17 protein-coding genes are annotated in these 17,484 nt (G+C 56.3%); 10 read left to right on the top strand and 7 right to left on the bottom strand.

From position 1 onward, the window contains the following. The first annotated feature begins 167 nt into the window (after positions 1 to 167). Positions 168 to 602 (top strand): large conductance mechanosensitive channel protein MscL, encoded by a 435-nt coding sequence (gene mscL, locus AC07U5_RS12505; protein ID WP_062425106.1) that lies wholly within the window; start codon positions 168 to 170, stop codon positions 600 to 602. A gap of 105 nt (positions 603 to 707) precedes the next feature. Beyond that, positions 708 to 1,880, top strand: coding sequence for a pyridoxal phosphate-dependent aminotransferase (locus AC07U5_RS12500; RefSeq protein ID WP_494723152.1), 1,173 nt, complete (start codon positions 708 to 710; stop codon positions 1,878 to 1,880). A 226-nt stretch (positions 1,881 to 2,106) separates the two neighbouring features. Here AC07U5_RS12500 and AC07U5_RS12495 read toward each other — a convergent pair whose 3' ends face one another. The 6 genes from AC07U5_RS12495 to motA all read right to left on the bottom strand — a co-directional run bounded on the left by AC07U5_RS12495 (position 2,107) and on the right by motA (position 7,339). Further along, complete coding sequence (locus AC07U5_RS12495) at positions 2,107 to 2,556, bottom strand: BspJ family T4SS effector nucleomodulin (protein ID WP_062425108.1); 450 nt, start codon at positions 2,554 to 2,556, stop codon at positions 2,107 to 2,109. A gap of 5 nt (positions 2,557 to 2,561) precedes the next feature. Next, on the bottom strand, positions 2,562 to 3,641 hold the full coding sequence (gene flhB, locus AC07U5_RS12490) for a flagellar biosynthesis protein FlhB (protein ID WP_062425109.1): 1,080 nt from the start codon (positions 3,639 to 3,641) through the stop codon (positions 2,562 to 2,564). Between the two features lie 224 nt (positions 3,642 to 3,865). Continuing rightward, positions 3,866 to 4,912 carry a flagellar motor switch protein FliG gene (gene fliG / locus AC07U5_RS12485; RefSeq protein ID WP_062425110.1) on the bottom strand — a complete coding sequence of 349 codons (1,047 nt, stop codon included), beginning with the start codon at positions 4,910 to 4,912 and terminating at the stop codon, positions 3,866 to 3,868. Between the two features lie 27 nt (positions 4,913 to 4,939). Beyond that, complete coding sequence (fliN, locus tag AC07U5_RS12480) at positions 4,940 to 5,443, bottom strand: flagellar motor switch protein FliN (RefSeq protein ID WP_062438808.1); 504 nt, start codon at positions 5,441 to 5,443, stop codon at positions 4,940 to 4,942. A 65-nt stretch (positions 5,444 to 5,508) separates the two neighbouring features. Then, on the bottom strand, positions 5,509 to 6,465 hold the full coding sequence (locus AC07U5_RS12475; protein WP_062425112.1) for a FliM/FliN family flagellar motor switch protein: 957 nt from the start codon (positions 6,463 to 6,465) through the stop codon (positions 5,509 to 5,511). Between the two features lies 1 nt (position 6,466). Next, positions 6,467 to 7,339: a flagellar motor stator protein MotA gene (gene motA, locus AC07U5_RS12470; RefSeq protein ID WP_062425113.1), complete on the bottom strand. Its 873-nt coding sequence runs from the start codon at positions 7,337 to 7,339 to the stop codon at positions 6,467 to 6,469. A gap of 281 nt (positions 7,340 to 7,620) precedes the next feature. Here motA and flgF point away from each other — a divergent pair, with 281 nt between their 5' ends. The 3 genes from flgF to AC07U5_RS12455 are packed head-to-tail and all read left to right on the top strand — an operon-like array spanning position 7,621 to position 10,295. Then, positions 7,621 to 8,355, top strand: a complete 735-nt coding sequence (gene flgF, locus AC07U5_RS12465; RefSeq protein ID WP_113227163.1) for a flagellar basal-body rod protein FlgF — start codon at positions 7,621 to 7,623, stop codon at positions 8,353 to 8,355. Positions 8,356 to 8,370: 15 nt separating this feature from the next. Beyond that, a complete protein-coding gene (fliI, locus tag AC07U5_RS12460) occupies positions 8,371 to 9,762 on the top strand; it encodes a flagellar protein export ATPase FliI (protein WP_082447260.1) in 1,392 nt (463 codons plus the stop codon). A 2-nt stretch (positions 9,763 to 9,764) separates the two neighbouring features. Next, positions 9,765 to 10,295, top strand: a complete 531-nt coding sequence (locus AC07U5_RS12455) for a flagellar protein (protein ID WP_113178558.1) — start codon at positions 9,765 to 9,767, stop codon at positions 10,293 to 10,295. A gap of 201 nt (positions 10,296 to 10,496) precedes the next feature. Here the strand turns inward: AC07U5_RS12455 and AC07U5_RS12450 are convergent, their stop codons facing one another. Beyond that, entirely contained in the window at positions 10,497 to 12,419 is a 1,923-nt protein-coding gene (locus AC07U5_RS12450) for an O-linked N-acetylglucosamine transferase, SPINDLY family protein (RefSeq protein ID WP_494723151.1), read from the bottom strand. A 347-nt stretch (positions 12,420 to 12,766) separates the two neighbouring features. Here AC07U5_RS12450 and AC07U5_RS12445 point away from each other — a divergent pair, with 347 nt between their 5' ends. The 5 genes from AC07U5_RS12445 to AC07U5_RS12425 all read left to right on the top strand — a co-directional run bounded on the left by AC07U5_RS12445 (position 12,767) and on the right by AC07U5_RS12425 (position 17,453). After that, positions 12,767 to 13,636, top strand: coding sequence for a flagellin N-terminal helical domain-containing protein (locus AC07U5_RS12445; RefSeq protein WP_062438792.1), 870 nt, complete (start codon positions 12,767 to 12,769; stop codon positions 13,634 to 13,636). A gap of 273 nt (positions 13,637 to 13,909) precedes the next feature. Then, positions 13,910 to 14,782, top strand: a complete 873-nt coding sequence (locus AC07U5_RS12440) for a flagellin N-terminal helical domain-containing protein (RefSeq protein ID WP_111848305.1) — start codon at positions 13,910 to 13,912, stop codon at positions 14,780 to 14,782. 327 nt (positions 14,783 to 15,109) lie between these two features. Further along, entirely contained in the window at positions 15,110 to 15,988 is an 879-nt protein-coding gene (locus tag AC07U5_RS12435) for a flagellin N-terminal helical domain-containing protein (protein ID WP_111848304.1), read from the top strand. A gap of 237 nt (positions 15,989 to 16,225) precedes the next feature. Next, entirely contained in the window at positions 16,226 to 17,182 is a 957-nt protein-coding gene (locus AC07U5_RS12430) for a flagellin N-terminal helical domain-containing protein (RefSeq protein ID WP_494723150.1), read from the top strand. A 22-nt stretch (positions 17,183 to 17,204) separates the two neighbouring features. Further along, positions 17,205 to 17,453, top strand: coding sequence for a hypothetical protein (locus tag AC07U5_RS12425; RefSeq protein ID WP_494723149.1), 249 nt, complete (start codon positions 17,205 to 17,207; stop codon positions 17,451 to 17,453). The last annotated feature ends 31 nt before the right edge of the window (positions 17,454 to 17,484 follow it).

The raw sequence follows: 17,484 nt of genomic DNA, 5'->3' as shown, positions 1-17,484 counted from the left end.
AAGTTCAACAGACAGGCACAGGGTAGGAAATCAACCGGCAGATGCATGGAACGAAATACACGGATCGCGCGTCATAATACCTGCACAATGGCAACCGGACTGCTATTGTCAGAGCGTCGGTGGCGTCTCGTCCCGGCAGGCAAGAGGGCTTCAAGAGGGACATCTTTATGCTCAACGAATTCAAGACATTCATCGCGCGCGGCAACGTCATGGACCTCGCCGTCGGCGTCATCATCGGTGCGGCGTTCAGCAAGATCGTCGATTCCGTCGTCAACGACCTGATCATGCCGCTCGTCGGCGCGATTTTCGGCGGTTTCGATTTCTCGAACTACTTCATTCCGCTGAGTTCTTCCGTAACCGCCACATCGCTGGCCGCCGCGCGTGAGCAGGGCGCGGTTATCGCTTACGGCAACTTCATCACCATCGTCATCAACTTCCTCATCCTGGCCTGGATTATCTTCCTTATGGTCAAGGGCGTGAACAAGATCCGCGCCTCCGTCGAGCGTGACAAGCTGGAAGAGAAGAAGGCGCCGGCCCCGCCGCCGGAGGATATCAAGCTGCTGAGCGAGATCCGCGATCTGTTGAAGACGCAGCGAGTCTAGGCCAGTTAGTCCCCACCCATCAGCAAAATCCGTGGTTTCTTCACGGAATATCATGCAAAGGGTGCAAGCGATGCGTTAAGAAGGCACTCGAACGGAGTGCCTTCTATGTCGGTTTTGAACAGTCTCAGTATCCGCTCTCTGGCAGCGCCGGAAAGTGGTATCGTCGAGGTCAAGAAATACGCCCACGCCCGCGAAAATCTTCTGCCCCTGTGGGTGGGTGAGGGCGATCTTCCCACGCCGGACTTCATCTCGAAGGCCGCCGTCGACGCGCTGAATGCCGGCGAGACATTTTACACCTGGCAGCGCGGTATTCCGGAGGTTCGCGACGCACTTGGCCGCTATTATCAGCGGCATTTCGCCGCTTTGCTGTCGCCTGAGCACTTCTATGTCACCGGATCTGGGATGCAGGCCATCGTGCTGGCGGTTCAGGCCCTGACCTCGCCCGGCGATGAAATGATCTACCTGACGCCGACATGGCCGAACATCGTATCCGCGATCGGGATCGCCGGTGCCAAGGCCGTGCCGGTCGGGATCGACTTCACCCAGGGCAAATGGGACATCGATCTCGGCAAACTCGAAAGCGCCATCACCCCGAAGACCAAGGTGCTGTTCATCAATACGCCATCCAATCCGACCGGCTGGACGGCGACCGAGAACAATCTGCGCGATATTCTGGCACTGGCGAGAAAGCATGGTCTGTGGATCGTGGCCGACGAGATCTATGCGCTCTATCACTATGCAGGTGGCCGCGCGCCATCCTTCCTCGACATCATGGAAGAGGGCGACCGAATCATCTTCGCTAATTCCTTTTCCAAGAATTGGTCGATGACCGGTTGGCGCGTCGGGTGGCTGGTGGCCCCACCGGAAATCGGGCAGGTGATCGAAAACCTGATCCAGTATTCCACGTCGGGTGTTGCGCAGTTCATGCAGCGCGGCGCAATTGCAGCACTTGACCATGGCGATGATTTCCTGGCGAAGAATTTTGCCCGCGCCGCACAGTCTCGCGACATTCTCTGCGATGCGCTGATTGCCACCAATCGGGTTGAAACCCTCAAGCCGGATGGCGCGCTTTACGCATTCCTGAAGATCGATGGCGTGACGGATACGCGCGCGGCGGCCTTTGACATCGTCGACAAGGTCGGCGTTGGACTGGCGCCGGGCAACGCATTTGGCGCGGGCGGAGAACTCTTCCTGCGCGCCTGCTTCCTGCGCGATCCAGCGCAGATTGCCGATGCCGCAGAGAGACTGTCGGACTACATCTTGAAGAAGTCAGCGTGAGGTTTTCACGCCTGAGTTAACGACCCGCAACCTCGATTACAGCATCGTCCCGGACATCGAAATCGATGTTTGGGACGATGTTTAGAATCAAAAAGCAAGATTCATCCTTTGTGCGGTCCAACGACGCACAACGCTCTATTACACAGGACAAAAGAGGCGCATTGTCCCATGCACCTCTTCTGTCGTCTGAGGATGAAAATACTATACGGGTGTAACGGTCAGGATTTTAGTGCGCTGCATTCATCGCAGCGGAGTCCGCATTCTTGTAGAAGGTGGCGTAGCGCAGGCTATCGGCCAGGAAAGCGGTATTCTCGTTCGGATCGGTGGAGGGATTCTGGAAGTTGATGTAGTTGATATTGACGCCGGCATGGTCCTTGCCGAGCATCAACTGCGCATAGATCGTGACACCTTTCGGCTTGATCTCGAGATCGAGCGTGATCTCAGGATAGGTGTCCCAGTCAAGCGTGTAGTCGCCCCCGATGCCGAAGTGAACAGTACCCGGGTGGAAGTAGAGTTCGGCCGCCGAATCCACGAGATCCGACAAGCTGTTGTAATATTCAAACTTTAAAAGAGATATCAGATCAGCAGCGTCAATCAGACGAAGCTCGGCCGCTACGGGACCGATTGCGCGTGCAACTATCTCTTCTCGTTGAGCCGAATATGGGCATTTTTTCATATCGATCAGTTTACCCGTCTTTTGTTCTGACGTGCGGCGTAAACCTTGTGAATGAGTTCCGCCACAGCCTTATAAAATACTGACGGAATGACGCTATCGACCGAGACTTGCGCAAACATGGAGCGAGCGAGCGGTGGGTCCTCAAAAATTGGTATATTGTGTTCCGTGGCGATCTCTCTGATGCGCAGAGCAATCAGATCCTGACCCTTTGCGACGACGATCGGCGCATCGCTCTCTTCCTTCACATAGCGTAACGCGACGGCATAGTGGGTCGGGTTGGTGATGATGAGGGTGGCTCTTGGAACGCTGTCGATCATGCGGCGGCGGGCGCGATCGCGCGCAATCGAGCGCTGGCGGGCCTTGACGACAGGGTCGCCCTGGGACTGCTTGTGTTCGTCCTTGACTTCCTGCTTGGTCATTCTGAGGTTGCTGTACCAGCGATGATTGGTCCAGAAATAGTCGGCGACCGCGAGGATGCCCGTCGAAAAGAGAATGACGATCATCATCTTCTTCAACGCTTCGTAGCCTGTCGGAACGATCATTTGCGGGTCGGTGTTGAGCGCGTTGAGAAGCCTGAAGTAATCTCCCTTCAACACCATTGTCATGATGATGGCGACGATGGCGACCTTGAACAGCGATTTGCCGAACATCACCAGACCGTCGACGCTGTAGATTCGCTTAAAGCCTTTTACGGGCGAGATCCGCTCGGCCTTCGGGGTGATTCGATCGAGAACGAATTGCGGAAGGTTCTGAGCGAAAGACTGGCCGAGGCCGAAAATGATGAACATGATCGCCGCTGGCAGAAGCAGCGAGCCAGCTTCTTTTGCGAGGTGGAGGCCGAGGGACACGAGATCGCCTGCCGTATTCAGGCGCCACTGTTCGGGCCGCTCGATCACGTCCTTCAGGGATTCGCCGAGGCGCCTTGCGCCATCCGGCGCAAAGAAAACGAGATAAACGTAGAAAGCGAGCGAAGACGCAAACAGAGACGCTTCCGTTGACGCGGGGACATTACCCTTCTCGACCGCGTCGCGAAGTTTTTTCTCTGATGGTTCTTCTGTTTTGCTGTCTTTGTCGTCGTCTGCCAAGGCAAGACCTCCCTAAGGCATATCGCGCAAAATCTTCAGCGGTTTTGCGATAACGGAATGCGTTAAGACAAAGACTTGAACGTCAGACGCGAACATAAAGATCGCGGGACGCCCAAACTGAAAAAACCCGCCTTGTCCTGGCAGGTCTACGAAAGAAGGTACAGTTTTGGGAGGCGACCTGCAAGACGGCAGCGTCCTGCAGCAAGTGTTATCAACTGCGAAGCTTATGCCGCCGCTGGCTCACCCTCGGCTGGAGCAGCTTCCTTGAGGACGATCTGACCGGAATTGGCCATGCGAATGGCTTCCTGCGCCACGGTGCGGCGTGCCACTGCAACTTCGCGGGTGTTGATGTTCGGACCGCCGGCAGAAAGGTCGGACTCGATCATGCGGCGCTGGCGTGGGCTGATGCTCGACAGCACGCATTCCTTGATTTCCGTCGTGGCGCCGCGCAGCGCCATGGTGAGTACATCGCTGGTAATATCGCTGAGGAGCGTAACACGGCTGCGCTGCGGCATGTACATGAGGTCTTCGAAGAGGAAGATCTTCGGCTTGACCTTGTTCGCCGATTCCCGGCTGAGGGTTTCGAGCGAGCTGAGAAGGGTATCGACCTGGGGCTTCTCCAGTTCGTTCATCAGGTCTGCGACCTTGATGGAGCCGGTCGCGTTGCGTTCTGCCTCGACTTCGGCGATGAGCGCCAAAACGCGCTTTTCGATGATCTGCGCGGCAGTCGGGCTGACTTCCTTCATGTTCACCGTACGGTTCATGATGTCCGCACGCTGTTCGTCGGGAATGGTCAGCAGAACCTTGGCACCGAAGGAGGAGGGCAGCATCGAAAGGATATAGGCGATCGTCTGCGGATGCTCGCGCATCACATACTTGCCGATGAACTGCGGATCGGAATCCTGCAGCTGATCCCAGATAGATGTCTCGAATGCCTGGAACGCCGCACGACGGCCAAGAAGGCCGTCCACTTCGTCTGGCGTGAGTCCTTCTTCGAGGATGGCTTCGATCGCCTTGGCATTGTCCATGAGACCGGTTCCCTCGGTGAAGAGGTCCTCGAACTCGGCAACGATCTGGGCAAGTTCGTCCGGAGGGATGACACGGAGAGTCTGAGCGGAATTGATGATGGTCTGAAGCTCGGCCTGGGTGAAAAACTTCAACAGTTTTCCAGCCACGCCCTTGCCCATTGCCAGGAGCACGGCGGCAGCCTTTTCAGCCTGAGACAACGGTTTCCCTAAGACCGGGTTACCGAAATCCTCAAAGTCCATCATGGTCTTTCCTCTCCGTCCCCACAGGGATCAGGTCTTCTTAGTACTCAGCACTTCGATCAGCTTCACACCGAAACGTGTATCGTCGTCTTCCAGAACGGTAATCTCGCCGCGTGCAATGCAACGACCGTTCACCATGATCTCAACAGGTTCGCCGATTCGTCGATCGAGCGCAATTGTTGCTCCCTCTTCCAGGCCCATCAGGCCTGATACCAGCATGCGGCTGGTTCCCAAAACGATCTGGACATCGATCGGGATGTCCATGATCAGGTCCAGATTATCCGCCAGTCCGCTGCCAAGCGGCGCTGCGGAAGCGGTTGCGCCCGCGTCAAAGCCAAACGCGTCGAGGTCATCGCCCAGCGGGCTTGCAGCGGCGCCATCAAAGTCGCCGAAATCGCCGAAGCTGGAGAGCGAACCATCCGCGTCGCTTTTCAAGACGTCGCGCAGCCCACCGATAGCCTGATCCAGTTCGCCCGTGTCATCGAGCGAAGGCATCAGGTCGTCGTCGGTTACAGGGGTCTTTTTCGTAGCCATGCGATAATTATTCCTTTTGAAACTTGCGTCAGCCTGCCTAAAACCTAAGGTAGTATTGAGCGATCTCAACCCATCAGGTGTCTTAGGATTTCGTCATCCGTAGAGACGTTGTTCTTGACCCGAACCGTGTAGCGGTCCCCGGCTCGCCCAAACTCGCAATTGTACATTTTTGCTCCGTTTGCGCTTACTTCGACGCAGATATCATCCTGCTTCGCGTCCCGGAAAGGAATGACGTCTCCTTCCACGAGTCGTGATATCGTCTTCAGTGTCAGTGTCTGCAGTCTGATTTTCGCCTCAAGCGTCACCTGGGAACGCTTGACCTGCTCGGAAATCATCTCCATCCACTCTTCTTGCTTCTTCAAGGCTCCAGCCGAAGGCTTCGGCGTGACGATCTTCGTCTTGAGAAGGGTGCGCTGAGGAATAATCAGCGCAAATTCTGAGGTCACCTTGCCGATTGTGATCGTCGACCGGATCAGCATGCCGAATTGGCCGAACATGGCCTCCTCATAGGTGCTCTTTCCGGTTGCATTGAAGGGTGGCTCGATCGTCACTTCGAAGCCACCGGGCGCGTTGACCGCAGAGCGCAGCACGCCAGCGATTCGGTCGAGGATCAGAGCTGCAAGATCGAGCTCGATCGCCGACAGAGCGCGGACTTCCGGTTCCATGATCGTATCGGGAGCAGCCCCCAGCATGCGCTCCATCAAAGCCATGACGAAAGCGTTGCCGACACCCAGCATGAAGTTGTTGCACCAGTTGCGAAGCGAACAATCCGCGACAGCATAATCCTTGCCGAGCTTCGCAATGAGATCGGTCATGAGGCCGGATTCGCAAGCCTCATAATCCACCTCGATGGTGATGCCGGTCTGGCTGTGAAAAACATCGGGAAGGAATGTGCCATAGACCTGGCCAATCTCGTTGCCGATCTTGGTGACCGTCTTGCTGTCACCAAGCCCACCGGTGAGCTTGGCGAGCAAGGAGGGTTCCATTCCCAAGGAAGAGCTGTGGTCCGCAGCAATCGCCATATCAAGCCGCCTTCTGGTCGCCGCCAGGGTTCATCATTTCCTGCTCGACCGCGTCGATGGACGGACGCTCGTAACCGGAAATCGTCTTTCGTCCGTATTCCAGCGCGACCTGCGGAACCGAGCCGTTCATATAGGCGATCAGGGTCTGCTTCACGATGACATACAGTCTGTGCTGCTTCGAGCGGACGATTTTCACCTGAGAGGCAAGAGGGTTACAGATCGAATAGGAAAGCAGAATCCCGAGCATGGTACCCACGAGTGCGGCACCGATCAGGCCACCGAGAACCGCAGGCGGCTCGTTGATCTTACCCATCGCCTTGATAACACCGAGAACGGCCGCGACGATACCGATGGCCGGAAAGGAGTCGCCCATCGCGGTGATCGCGTTGTACGGCTTCAGCTTATCGTAAAGGATCGTTTCGATTTCCTCGTCCATCAGCGCTTCGATCTCATGGCTGCGGGCGTTGCCGATGATGATCAGGCGGACATAGTCGCAGATGAAGGCTGTCAGTTCCTTGTTCTTGAGAACCGACGGCGCCGTCTGGAAAATGGAGGATTCTTCCGGATTGTCGATGTGGGCTTCGATCTCGTTGCGCGACTTCGTGCGCAGATCGCGCATCAACCCGTAGAGAACGCCGAGCACGTCGAGATAGTGACGTTCCTTCGGCACCGCAAATTTAAAGGCTTCGCCAAGTGCCTTGCCCGAATCCTTCACCACCTTCATCGGGTTGGACATGATGAAGCCGCCGAGACCCGCACCGCCGATGATCACGAGCTCGAACGGCTGAACAAGGACGTCCAGATGGCCGCCCATGGCCATGAAGCCGCCGAGAATACAGCCGAAAGTAATAACCAGTCCAATAACGATATTCATCTGACGCTCACACCTGCAGCCAATTTTCCTCCTGAATGGTTAGGCATCATGCCTTGCGCGAGGCTGGCTTTGAGGTGTTTCGCCACATGGACCACATTGTCTGAAACGTCATCGCGTCATGGTGTGGCGCTCTGGCATCTTTAGCGCTGCTCATTCTTTGCAGGCCGGTCGCAGAGCCGCACCCAAAAGTTTCGCGCAAGCAAACCCCTCTAGGTCTTGAAGCCATGATGCGCCGAGTTTCGCCGCACGTCCTTGGCTGGAAGTCCGAACAGGAGAACGACATGCAATCTGGTATCTATGTTGGTATTTCGTCCCAGATCGCCTTGGAACGCCGCCTGACGACCATCGCGGATAACATCGCCAATATGAATACGGTCGGCTTTCGTGGCACCGAGGTGAAGTTCAACCAGGTTATGGCGGAGACGAAGAACGATTTGCGTGCCAATATCGCCTTCGTGACGCAGGGCAACGACTATCTGTCGACCGTCAATGGCGAAGTCGAGCGGACAGGAAACCCCTTCGATTTTGCCGTCAAGGGCGATGCATGGTTCGCCATCAATACGCCGTCGGGTCAGGTCCTCACACGCGATGGCCGCTTCTCCATGTCGACGACGGGCGAACTGATTTCGACCAAGGGATATCCGGTTCTCGATCCGGGCGGTGCGCCGATCCAGCTCAATCTCGCTGCAGGTGAGCCAACGGTCGGCTCGGACGGTCGTATTACCCAGAATGGCAGGACGATGGGCCAGATCGGCTTGTTCACCGCCGACGCTAGAAAGGGTTTCGTTCGCTATGAAAACAGCGGCGTGATCTTCTCTCAGGCGCCACAGCCAGTCGTGGATGCAGATCGCGCCGGTGTCGTGCAGGGCTTTCTGGAATCCTCCAACATCAACGGCGTCTCGCAGATGACGCAGCTTATTCAGGTCAATCGGGCCTTTGAAGGCATTTCGTCGATGATGAAATCGACCGAGGAAAACCTGTCCCAGGCGCTGCGGACGCTGGGCGGCGGTCAGTAATCGGCATGAACCCCAATGGATAGCCAACCGCAGCCTTCGCCGTTTCACAAACTGGATGCCCTCGCGCAGATCGCGGCCGCTCAACTGGCCTCTGGCGCGCCCGTTTCGCATGGTGGGCGTGTGCGCACCATCGCTGCCGGGCACTACACGGTCAATGGGCTTTCGGAACATGTGCGGCTTGGCGAGTTTGTCGTACACAAAAGCGCGACGGGCCTGCATCTGGGCGAGGTGGTGCGCGTCGAACCGGACCTCATCTATGTCTGCCCCATCGAACCTGGCGAGCCGATCGGCGTCAACGACGTCGTGCTGCGAGAGGGCGAATTTCGTGTTCAACCCGACGATAGCTGGTGCGGTCGCACCATCAATTCGCTGTGCAAACCGATCGATGGTAAGGGCCCCCTGATGAAAGGTGCGCGCAAGCGCTCCGTCATGGCCTTGCCCCCACCGTCCATGAGCCGAAGCCGCGTCATTTCCGGCTTCCGGACCGGGGTGAAGGCTATCGATATTTTCACTCCGCTGTGTCTGGGTCAGCGTCTCGGTGTCTTTGCCGGATCGGGCGTGGGTAAATCCACCTTGCTCTCCATGCTTGCCAAGGCGGATGCCTTCGACAAGGTGGTCATCGCGCTGGTCGGCGAACGCGGTCGTGAAGTTCGCGAATTCATCGAAGACACGCTCGGCGACAATATGAGGAAGTCCATAGCCGTCGTCGCCACCAGCGATGAAAGCCCGATGCTGCGAAAGATGGCGCCGCTCGTGGCGATGACCATTGCCGAGCATTTTCGTGACAAGGGCGAGAATGTCCTCTTCATTGCCGACAGCATCACCCGTTTTGCCCATGCCATCCGCGAGGTGGCGATCGCTGCCGGCGAGCCGCCGATCGCGCGTGGATATCCGGCTTCTGTCTTCACCGAACTTCCAAAGCTTCTGGAACGGGCAGGGCCAGGCGAGGAGGGGACAGGAACGGTCACCGCCATCATCTCGATCCTGGTCGATGGCGACAATCACAACGATCCGATTGCGGACTCCACCCGCGGCATTCTCGACGGTCACATCGTGCTTGATCGCTCGCTCGCCGATGAGGGGCGTTATCCGCCGATCAATCCGCTGGCATCCATCTCGCGTCTTTCCCACAAGGCCTGGACGCCCGATCAGCAGAAGCTGGTCTCGCGGCTGAAATCGCTCATTCACAATTTCGAGGAAACAAAGGATCTGCGCCTCATCGGCGGGTATCGGCCGGGCGTCGATGCCGAACTCGATATGGCGGTCAAGCAGGTGCCCTTTGTCTATGAAGTTCTCAAGCAGTCTCCAGGCGATCCGACGGTGATCGACGCCTACGCAGAACTGGCAAACGCGCTGAGAAATGCGCCCGTTAACAACCAGGCGGCTGCACAGCGGCGAGGACCCTGATCATGAAGTTCAAAAAGCGCGACAAGACCACCACCGCGGCCGATGCCGCCAGACAATTCGATCGGGTTCTGACGGGCGGGCTTATTGCCGTTGCAGCAGCGGCAGCGGCGCTCCCCTGGTACGTGTTCCTCAACCCGGAGAAATTCGGCATGAGCGGCCGGGGTTGGGAAGCGTTGATGAACGTCCCACAACGCGGCGGCGGCGGTGGGGAGGCGGTCATTCCCCATGGCGATGACTCCGCCGCCATCGAGCCGAAGGATGCGGTCGTTGATAACGTCATTACCGCGACGGTTCCCGCTATCGACAAGGATATCATTTCAGACAGTTCAGCGGTGCAGCAGCCCTTCCCGGGTGGCGTGAACTTCAAGCTCTTGCATGTCTCGAACGGACGGGCGCTGATCGAGGACAAGTCAGGCATGTTCCTGGTGCAGATTGGCTCGGTCCTGCCAGATGAGAGCAAGCTTCTCTCAATGACCAAAGTGGATGGACGATGGAAGATCGTGACGTCTGCCGGCGAGCTTTACTCCGAATAACGTCGGAGGCGACGGACGACAAAGATCGTCTGACAACATCGGAACGCAGATCGACCGATCGCCGGAAAGTACAGTTCGTCAATCTACAGAAGATGGAGCGCCGTTGACACCGGCAGCCTACTCGCATGAGAGAAGACGGATCTTTTAAGATCACATAAAAGAAGGCCGCTTCTTTCGAGGCGGCCTTTTTCGTGTTCGGCATTATCGTTCGAGGAAGGGGCCGTCGCGCTTTGGAAGCGCGGGAACATCGAAATGATCCGGTTCAGCCCCCTGCTTGGCGCGCTCGACCATCATCTCATAAGCACTCTCGAGGTGACGGCAGAAGCGCTCCGCATCGAAGAGCGGCGTGACGAAGCGATTTGACGCGACCCGCTCGCGGACCTCTTTGAGGCGATCGGGATTCTGGGCATAGAAGACTGCCTGGTTCACATAGTCCTCTTCGTCCTCAGCCACGAGTTCTGGAGTGCCGATGGCATTCAACAGACTTTCGCTGACGCGCGAAGCGAAGTTCGTTCCCTTGACGGTGAGCACAGGCAGGCCTGACCAGAGCTGTTCCGAAGTCGTCGTATGGCCATTCACCGGGAAGGTATCGAGACCGAGATCGGCGGCTGTGATACGATTGAGGTGAAGCTCGAAGTCCAACTTGCCCATCAGGAAGACGCGCTTGGCGGGGATACCGTTCTCATTGAACTTCTTCATGATGTTCACGGCGCTGACCTGGCTGTTATGCAGCACCCAGATGACGCTGTCTGGCACCTTTTTCAGGATATCGCACCACAAATCCATCACGCGCGGCGTGATCTTGCGGTTGGCGTTGAAAGAGGCAAAGACAAAGGCGTCTTCAGGCAGCCCGACTTCTGCGCGCGTCACCTGTTTTGCCAGGGGGCGATTGACCGGATCGTTCGGCTGATAGGTCTCGGGTAAGCGCACGAACTTCTCGTGATAGAAGGGCTTCGAGCTGTCCGGCAGCACATAGTGGTCGCCGACGGCATAATCCAGATCGATATTGACGACCGAGCCCGGGAAGCCGATCCATGCCACCTGAAGGGGGGCGGCGCCCATGTTCAGGATTGCAGTGCGGTTGCCGGCAGTGTGACCCTTCAGGTCCACCATGATGTCTATGTTGCGTGACCGCATCTCCGCATGCGCCTGTTCATCCGTCATGTCGCGGATGGTGACGACATCGCCCCAGAGGCTGCGATCGGCCTCGTTCGTACCAAGAAGCTTAGGATCGGAGTGGCAGAAGAGCGTGACTTCGAAACGATCGCGGTCATGCAATTCCAGGACCCGGCGGATCAGCTTCATCGTCGCGTGCTTGTCGAAGAAGTCCGAGGAAAGATAACCGATGCGGATCTTCTTGCCCCATTCATGCGGCATCGCGCGACGGCGCTCTTTTATGTCGGGGGTGAAGACCGGCGTGTTCGAGCGCGCCAGTTGATTGATGTACTCGTCGCCGCTCCAGTGAAGATTGAAGAAGGTGCCGTCGAGCGAAACGAAGGACGTATCGCCTGCAGCAACAGCGGCATCGATGATCGGCTGATGTTTCTCGATATTGTCGAACTTGCTGTGTTCACGACTGAACACCAGATACATGAGACGAACCGGGTTGTTGCGCGGCAGTTTTGACAACAGAACGCGCGCCGTTTCGATGTCGCTTGGATCGAAAAGATCCCATGTCGTGATGGCGATACGCGCACCGAGTTTGATGTGCTCGATATCCTCGCTTTTCATCAGGATGCTTTTCAGCGTGCGGGCGATACGATTTTCGCCACGTTCGATCAACAGCGAACCGACGATATAGGCAATATCGGGATGTTTGTGAAAACGGTGAATGAGCTTGTTGGAAAGGGCGAGTGCCCTGTCCTTCTGGTCGCACTCGTAGAAGAGCTTGATGCTTTCAACCAGATAGGTCTCTGCATCCAGCCCGTTTTGCTGATAGGCAAGTTCGTAGGACGTGGCGGCCTGTTCTTTCAGTCCGAGTTGCAGCAGCGTTTTGGCAAGCAGGGCATAGGTGCGCGCATCACGGTTGATGTCGATCAGCCGGTTCAACGTCCTCAGCGCGTCTGTGTAGCGCCCTGTCTTGAAGTGCTTGGAGGCGGCTGAATAGCTGATTTCGTTTAACATGGATACGTTGCGTCCTCTTGCTCGGCAGGTCTTTTTGGGGCGCGGCCGATCTGCGGCGATAGAAAAATTCACCAAACGCTACAGGATGAACCTTGCTCGAAACGGGACACCTTCACATGGCTTTCCCAGTCTGAGGAAAGGCTTTCACACGGGGTTAACCATAGGTCCGGGAAGGGGGGATTCGATCGTTCAAATTAAGAAGTTGGCAATCGTTGAGGGTCATTTTCATCCTCACGTGACGGGTTTGGTGTCCTTCAGAAAATGGACCCGAGTGGCATGAGGCCGAACCGTTTACGCCGGTGGAATCCGGCATGTCCCTCTCATGTATCTCGTTAAAAGGGGCAATCATGTCTAGCATTAACTTCAACTCCAGCGCGACGAACGCTCTCCAGACTCTGCGCGACGTCAACAGCAAGCTGCAGAACACACAGAACACCGTTTCTACCGGTCTGAAAGTTTCGTCCGCCAAGGATAACGTTGCCTACTGGTCGATCTCCACCACCATGAAGTCCGACAACAAGGCGCTCGGCGCTGCGACGGACGCTCTCGGCGTCGGCGCTGCAAAGGTCGACACGGCTTACGCCGCAATGGATAGCGCGATCGACGTCGTCAACGAGATCAAGTCCAAGCTGGTCACAGCGAGCGAAAGCTCTGTCGATAAGGATCAGGTCAACCTCGAAATCGAAAAGCTGCAGGAACAGCTGACAGCGATTGGCCAGGCTGCATCCTTCAACGGCGAAAACTGGATGGTCACCTCCACCAAGACGACCGTGGTCGATGGCTTTACCCGCAAGGAAGACGGCACCGTCAAGATCAACACCGCCGAGTTCCAGGCTGGCAGCTATGCCATGTTCTCGACCATCGCGAGCGGCGTTGGTAGCGGCGGCATTCTCAGCGCCGTCATGACCATCGAACTCACCAGCGCAGCGACACAGGGCAAGATCGACACCTACCTTTCTACCGTCGAAACCGCTCTGAAGGAACTGACGAAGGGTGCGGCGGCCCTTGGCGCCATGTCCACGCGTATCGATCTTCAGGACAAGTTCGCCAGCAAGATCAGCGATGCCATGAAGGCTGGCGTCAGCAAGCTGGTAGACGCCGACATGGAAGAAGAGTCCGCTCGTTTGGCGTCCTTGCAGACACAGCAGCAGCTCGCAGTGCAGTCGCTCTCGATTGCCAACAACAGCTCGCAGAGCATTCTGTCGCTCTTCCGTTAAGCCAATCGGTAAAGAAAATGTTAAAGAGGCCAGGTCGAAAGACCTGGCCTTTTCTTTTTATTAACCTCCGTTAAGAAGTATTAACCAATTAATTTCAAATTTTACTATCTGTTAATTCAATATTATATCGGTGTTAACCTTAATAGCTTTAGATGAATCCATCAAAACGACGGCTGGAGCGTTAATGGATTGGCTCAGCGAGCATGAAGCTATACGTCGTTTAACCGGTGAAACCGGAATGTCCCTTCCCTATACTTGCCAAAGGGGCAGTTTATGACCAGCATTCTGACCAATATCTCCGCGATGTCCGCATTGCAGACTCTGCGTTCGATCAACTCGGATATGAAGGATACCCAAAGCAGCGTTTCCTCTGGCCTTCGCGTAGGACAGGCATCTGACAACGTCGCCTACTGGTCCATTTCCACGACCATGAAGTCCGACAACAAGGCGCTTGGCGCTGCGACGGACGCTCTCGGCGTCGGCGCTGCAAAGGTCGATACCGCCTATGCTGCAATGGATAGCGCGATCGACGTCGTCAACGAAATCAAGGCAAAGCTCACGACCGCAAGCGAAAGCTCCGTCGACAAGAAGCAGGTCCAGCTTGAAATCGACAAGCTTCAGGAACAGCTGACGGCGATCGGCCAGGCTGCATCCTTCAACGGCGAAAACTGGATGGTCAACGACACCAAGACGACGGTTGTCGATGGCTTCATCCGTAAAGAGGATGGCACGGTCAAGGTCAACACGGCCGAGTTCCAGGCTGGCAGCTACGCCATGTTCTCCACCATCGCGAGCGGTGTTGGTAGCGGCGGTATTCTGGGCGCCATCATGACCATCGAACTGACCAGCGTAACCACGCAGGGCCAGATCGACACCTTCCTGAACACGGTTCAGACCTCTCTTGATAGCCTTACGGACGGCGCTGCAGCACTTGGTGCACTGAAGACCCGCATCGACATGCAGGACAGCTTCTCCAGCAAGCTCTCTGACGCCATCAAGTCCGGCGTCAGCCGTCTGGTCGATGCAGACATGGAAGAAGAATCTGCGCGTCTCTCGGCACTTCAGACCCAGCAGCAGCTGGCCGTCCAGTCGCTGTCGATCGCGAACTCCGGTTCTCAGCAGCTGCTTTCGCTCTTCAGAGGCTAATCGCTTCCGCTTCAACGATAAAAGCCGCGCTCCAGCGCGGCTTTTTTGTTTGTTTTGACAACAAAATTTCGCCGCGACCAAAACCAAAAATATCATTTATTATCAGATTGTTAGTCAATGTTAACAGGCGGCATCTCCGTTAACACGGCGTTCATTCAAGTAAAAACTTCCCTAAATTTAAGGCTTTGTTAACCATAAAGCGGTTTTCTGCGGCCATCGAAACAGCGCACCGGACCAACCATTCGGTAAGCATGAAGCTACCTGCCGCGTTTCCCGGTACGACCGGAATGTCCCTTCTTCCAGAGATTGCCAAAGGGGCCAATTCAAATGACCAGTATTTTGACCAATACATCCGCTATGTCCGCACTGCAGACATTGCGTTCTATCAATACCAGCCTGTCCAATACCCAGGACCGGGTTTCTTCCGGCTACAAGGTCGCTCAGGCCAGTGACAACGTTGCATATTGGTCAATCTCCACAACGATGAATTCTGACAAAAAGGCCTTGAACGCCGCTGCTGACGCACTTGGCGTTGGTGCAGCCAAGGTTGACACCGCTTATGCGGCGATGGAAAGCGCGATCGGTGCTGTCAACGAGATCAAGGCGAAGCTGGTAACGGCAAGCGAACAATCCACTGACAAGAGCCAGATTCAGCTCGAAATCAGCAAGTTGCAGGAACAGCTTTCGGCGATCGCTCAAGGTGCCTCCTTCTCGGGCGAAAACTGGCTGGTGACCCAAAACACGCAAGCCAATGTCGTGGACGGATTTGTTCGCGAGGCGGACGGCACGGTCAAGGTTACCGTTGCAACTTTCAATGTCGGGACCTACGCCTTGTTCTCGACGATCGGCGCCAACGGCCTCGGAAGCGGCGGTGTTCTGGGCTCGATCATGTCGGTTGCGCTGACCAGCGTCTCGACCCAGGGCGATATCGATGGCTTCATGAACATTGTCGAATCGGCATTGAGCAAGATGACCGATTCCGCGGCAGCGATCGGTGCTCTTCAGATCCGCGTCGAACTTCAGGACAAGTATTCCAGCAAGCTTTCAGATGCGATCGAGGCCGGCGTCAGCCGTCTGATCGACGCGGACATGGAAGAAGAATCGGCCAGACTTTCCGCGGTCCAGACGCAACAGCAGCTTGCCATCCAGTCGCTATCGATTGCGAATTCCAGCTCGCAGAACCTTCTCTCGCTCTTCCGTCAGTAAGGTTTCGCTTCAATCTATGGCAAAGGCCGCGTTTTCTGGAAGCGCGGCCTTCGTCATTAAGGGCATGTCACGATCAAAGAGGTTTTTCTCCAGTTTCGCGCAAGCTTGCCCATGGTTTGATCGCCTGTCTGGCTGCTTTGATTCCCATGACCTTCGCCTCTTCATGACGATGAGGCTGCGACCGCCAAAAATGGCATGTTCTTCCCTCGCCTTGAGATTGCTGACATGACAAAAATCATGACCTCTAGCTACGTGCAGAGCGCCCTTCAAACGCTGCTGTTCAGCAATGAAAATCTGGATAAGACCCAGCAGATCACAAGTAGCGGCTTGAAGATTGGCAAGGCTGCGGACAATGCCGGATACTGGTCCACCGCCAAGAACCTGACATCTGAAGGCAACGTTCTGAGCAGCGTTGGCGATGCACTGAGCCTCGGCGCCTCAAAGGTCGACACGACCTACGAAGGCGTCGCCTCCGCGATCGACATTCTGGACAAGATTACCACTGAGCTGATCACCGGTTACGAGGAAAGCACGGACCGCAACACCATCAATGGGTCGATCGCAGCACTGAAGAAAAATCTGGCGTCGGTCGCCCAGGCGGCATCCTTTTCCGGCGATAACTGGCTCCTGAATACCACCCCGCAACTGCCAGACAGCAAGTCCATCCCTTTCTCTTACAAAAAGGGAGCAGACGGTGCGGTCAGCCTGCAATATCTGAGCATCAAGACCTCCGACACCGTCCTCATCGATTCAAGCGACCCGAGCCGTGGTCTCTTCACCAAGGCGACTGATGCTGACACGCTAAACCCCAATGGTTCCGGCACGCCCCGCGAGTACTACTTGATGAGCCCCGACGGGGCGACGCCCCCGGGCGGTCAGGAAATCGCCATTTCGTCGAGCACGACGAAGGAAGAACTTGACGACATGGTGGCCGTCGTTGGCCAGCTTTCCGCCAAGTTGAAGGGGCTCGGCAGCTCTCTCGGGACCATGTCGAACCGCATCGATCAGCAGCAATCCTTTGTGGGTGCGCTTGGCGACTCCTTGAACAAAAGCGTCAGCCGTCTTGTTGACGCGGATATGGAAGAAGAATCGACCAAGCTTGCCGCCTATAAATCGCAGCGTGATTTGGCGGTCGAGGTCGTCTCGATGGCCAATAGCTTCCGAAAGAGCCTTGCAAGTCTGTTCCAAGGCTAAGGTTTGGACCACGAGAAGGCACTTGGGGGTTCGATCCCACGAGTGGCGTGACGGCAGTCCAAAGACCGCGCAGCTCAGCGGCGTGCTTGCCTTGACGGTGTTGATCTTGCAGGCGAACGTCCGCTCGAATTTTGCGCCTGACGCATGTCGTTGTCACAAGAAGAGCCACGTCGTTCTGCCTGAAATGCCGCAGCATATCGTGGTCATTACCCCATTCGTCTGCCGCAGTAGACTTATCCTCTCCCGCAATATCGTCGGTCGGTCGCGCTAATGGTGGAGAGGTTCACCCTCGCACAAGTTTG

Source organism: Agrobacterium sp. GW821-FHT02D03 (assembly GCF_059421725.1).
The sequence above is the reverse complement of the archived record's forward strand: the minus strand, read 5'-3'. Positions and strand labels throughout refer to the sequence as shown.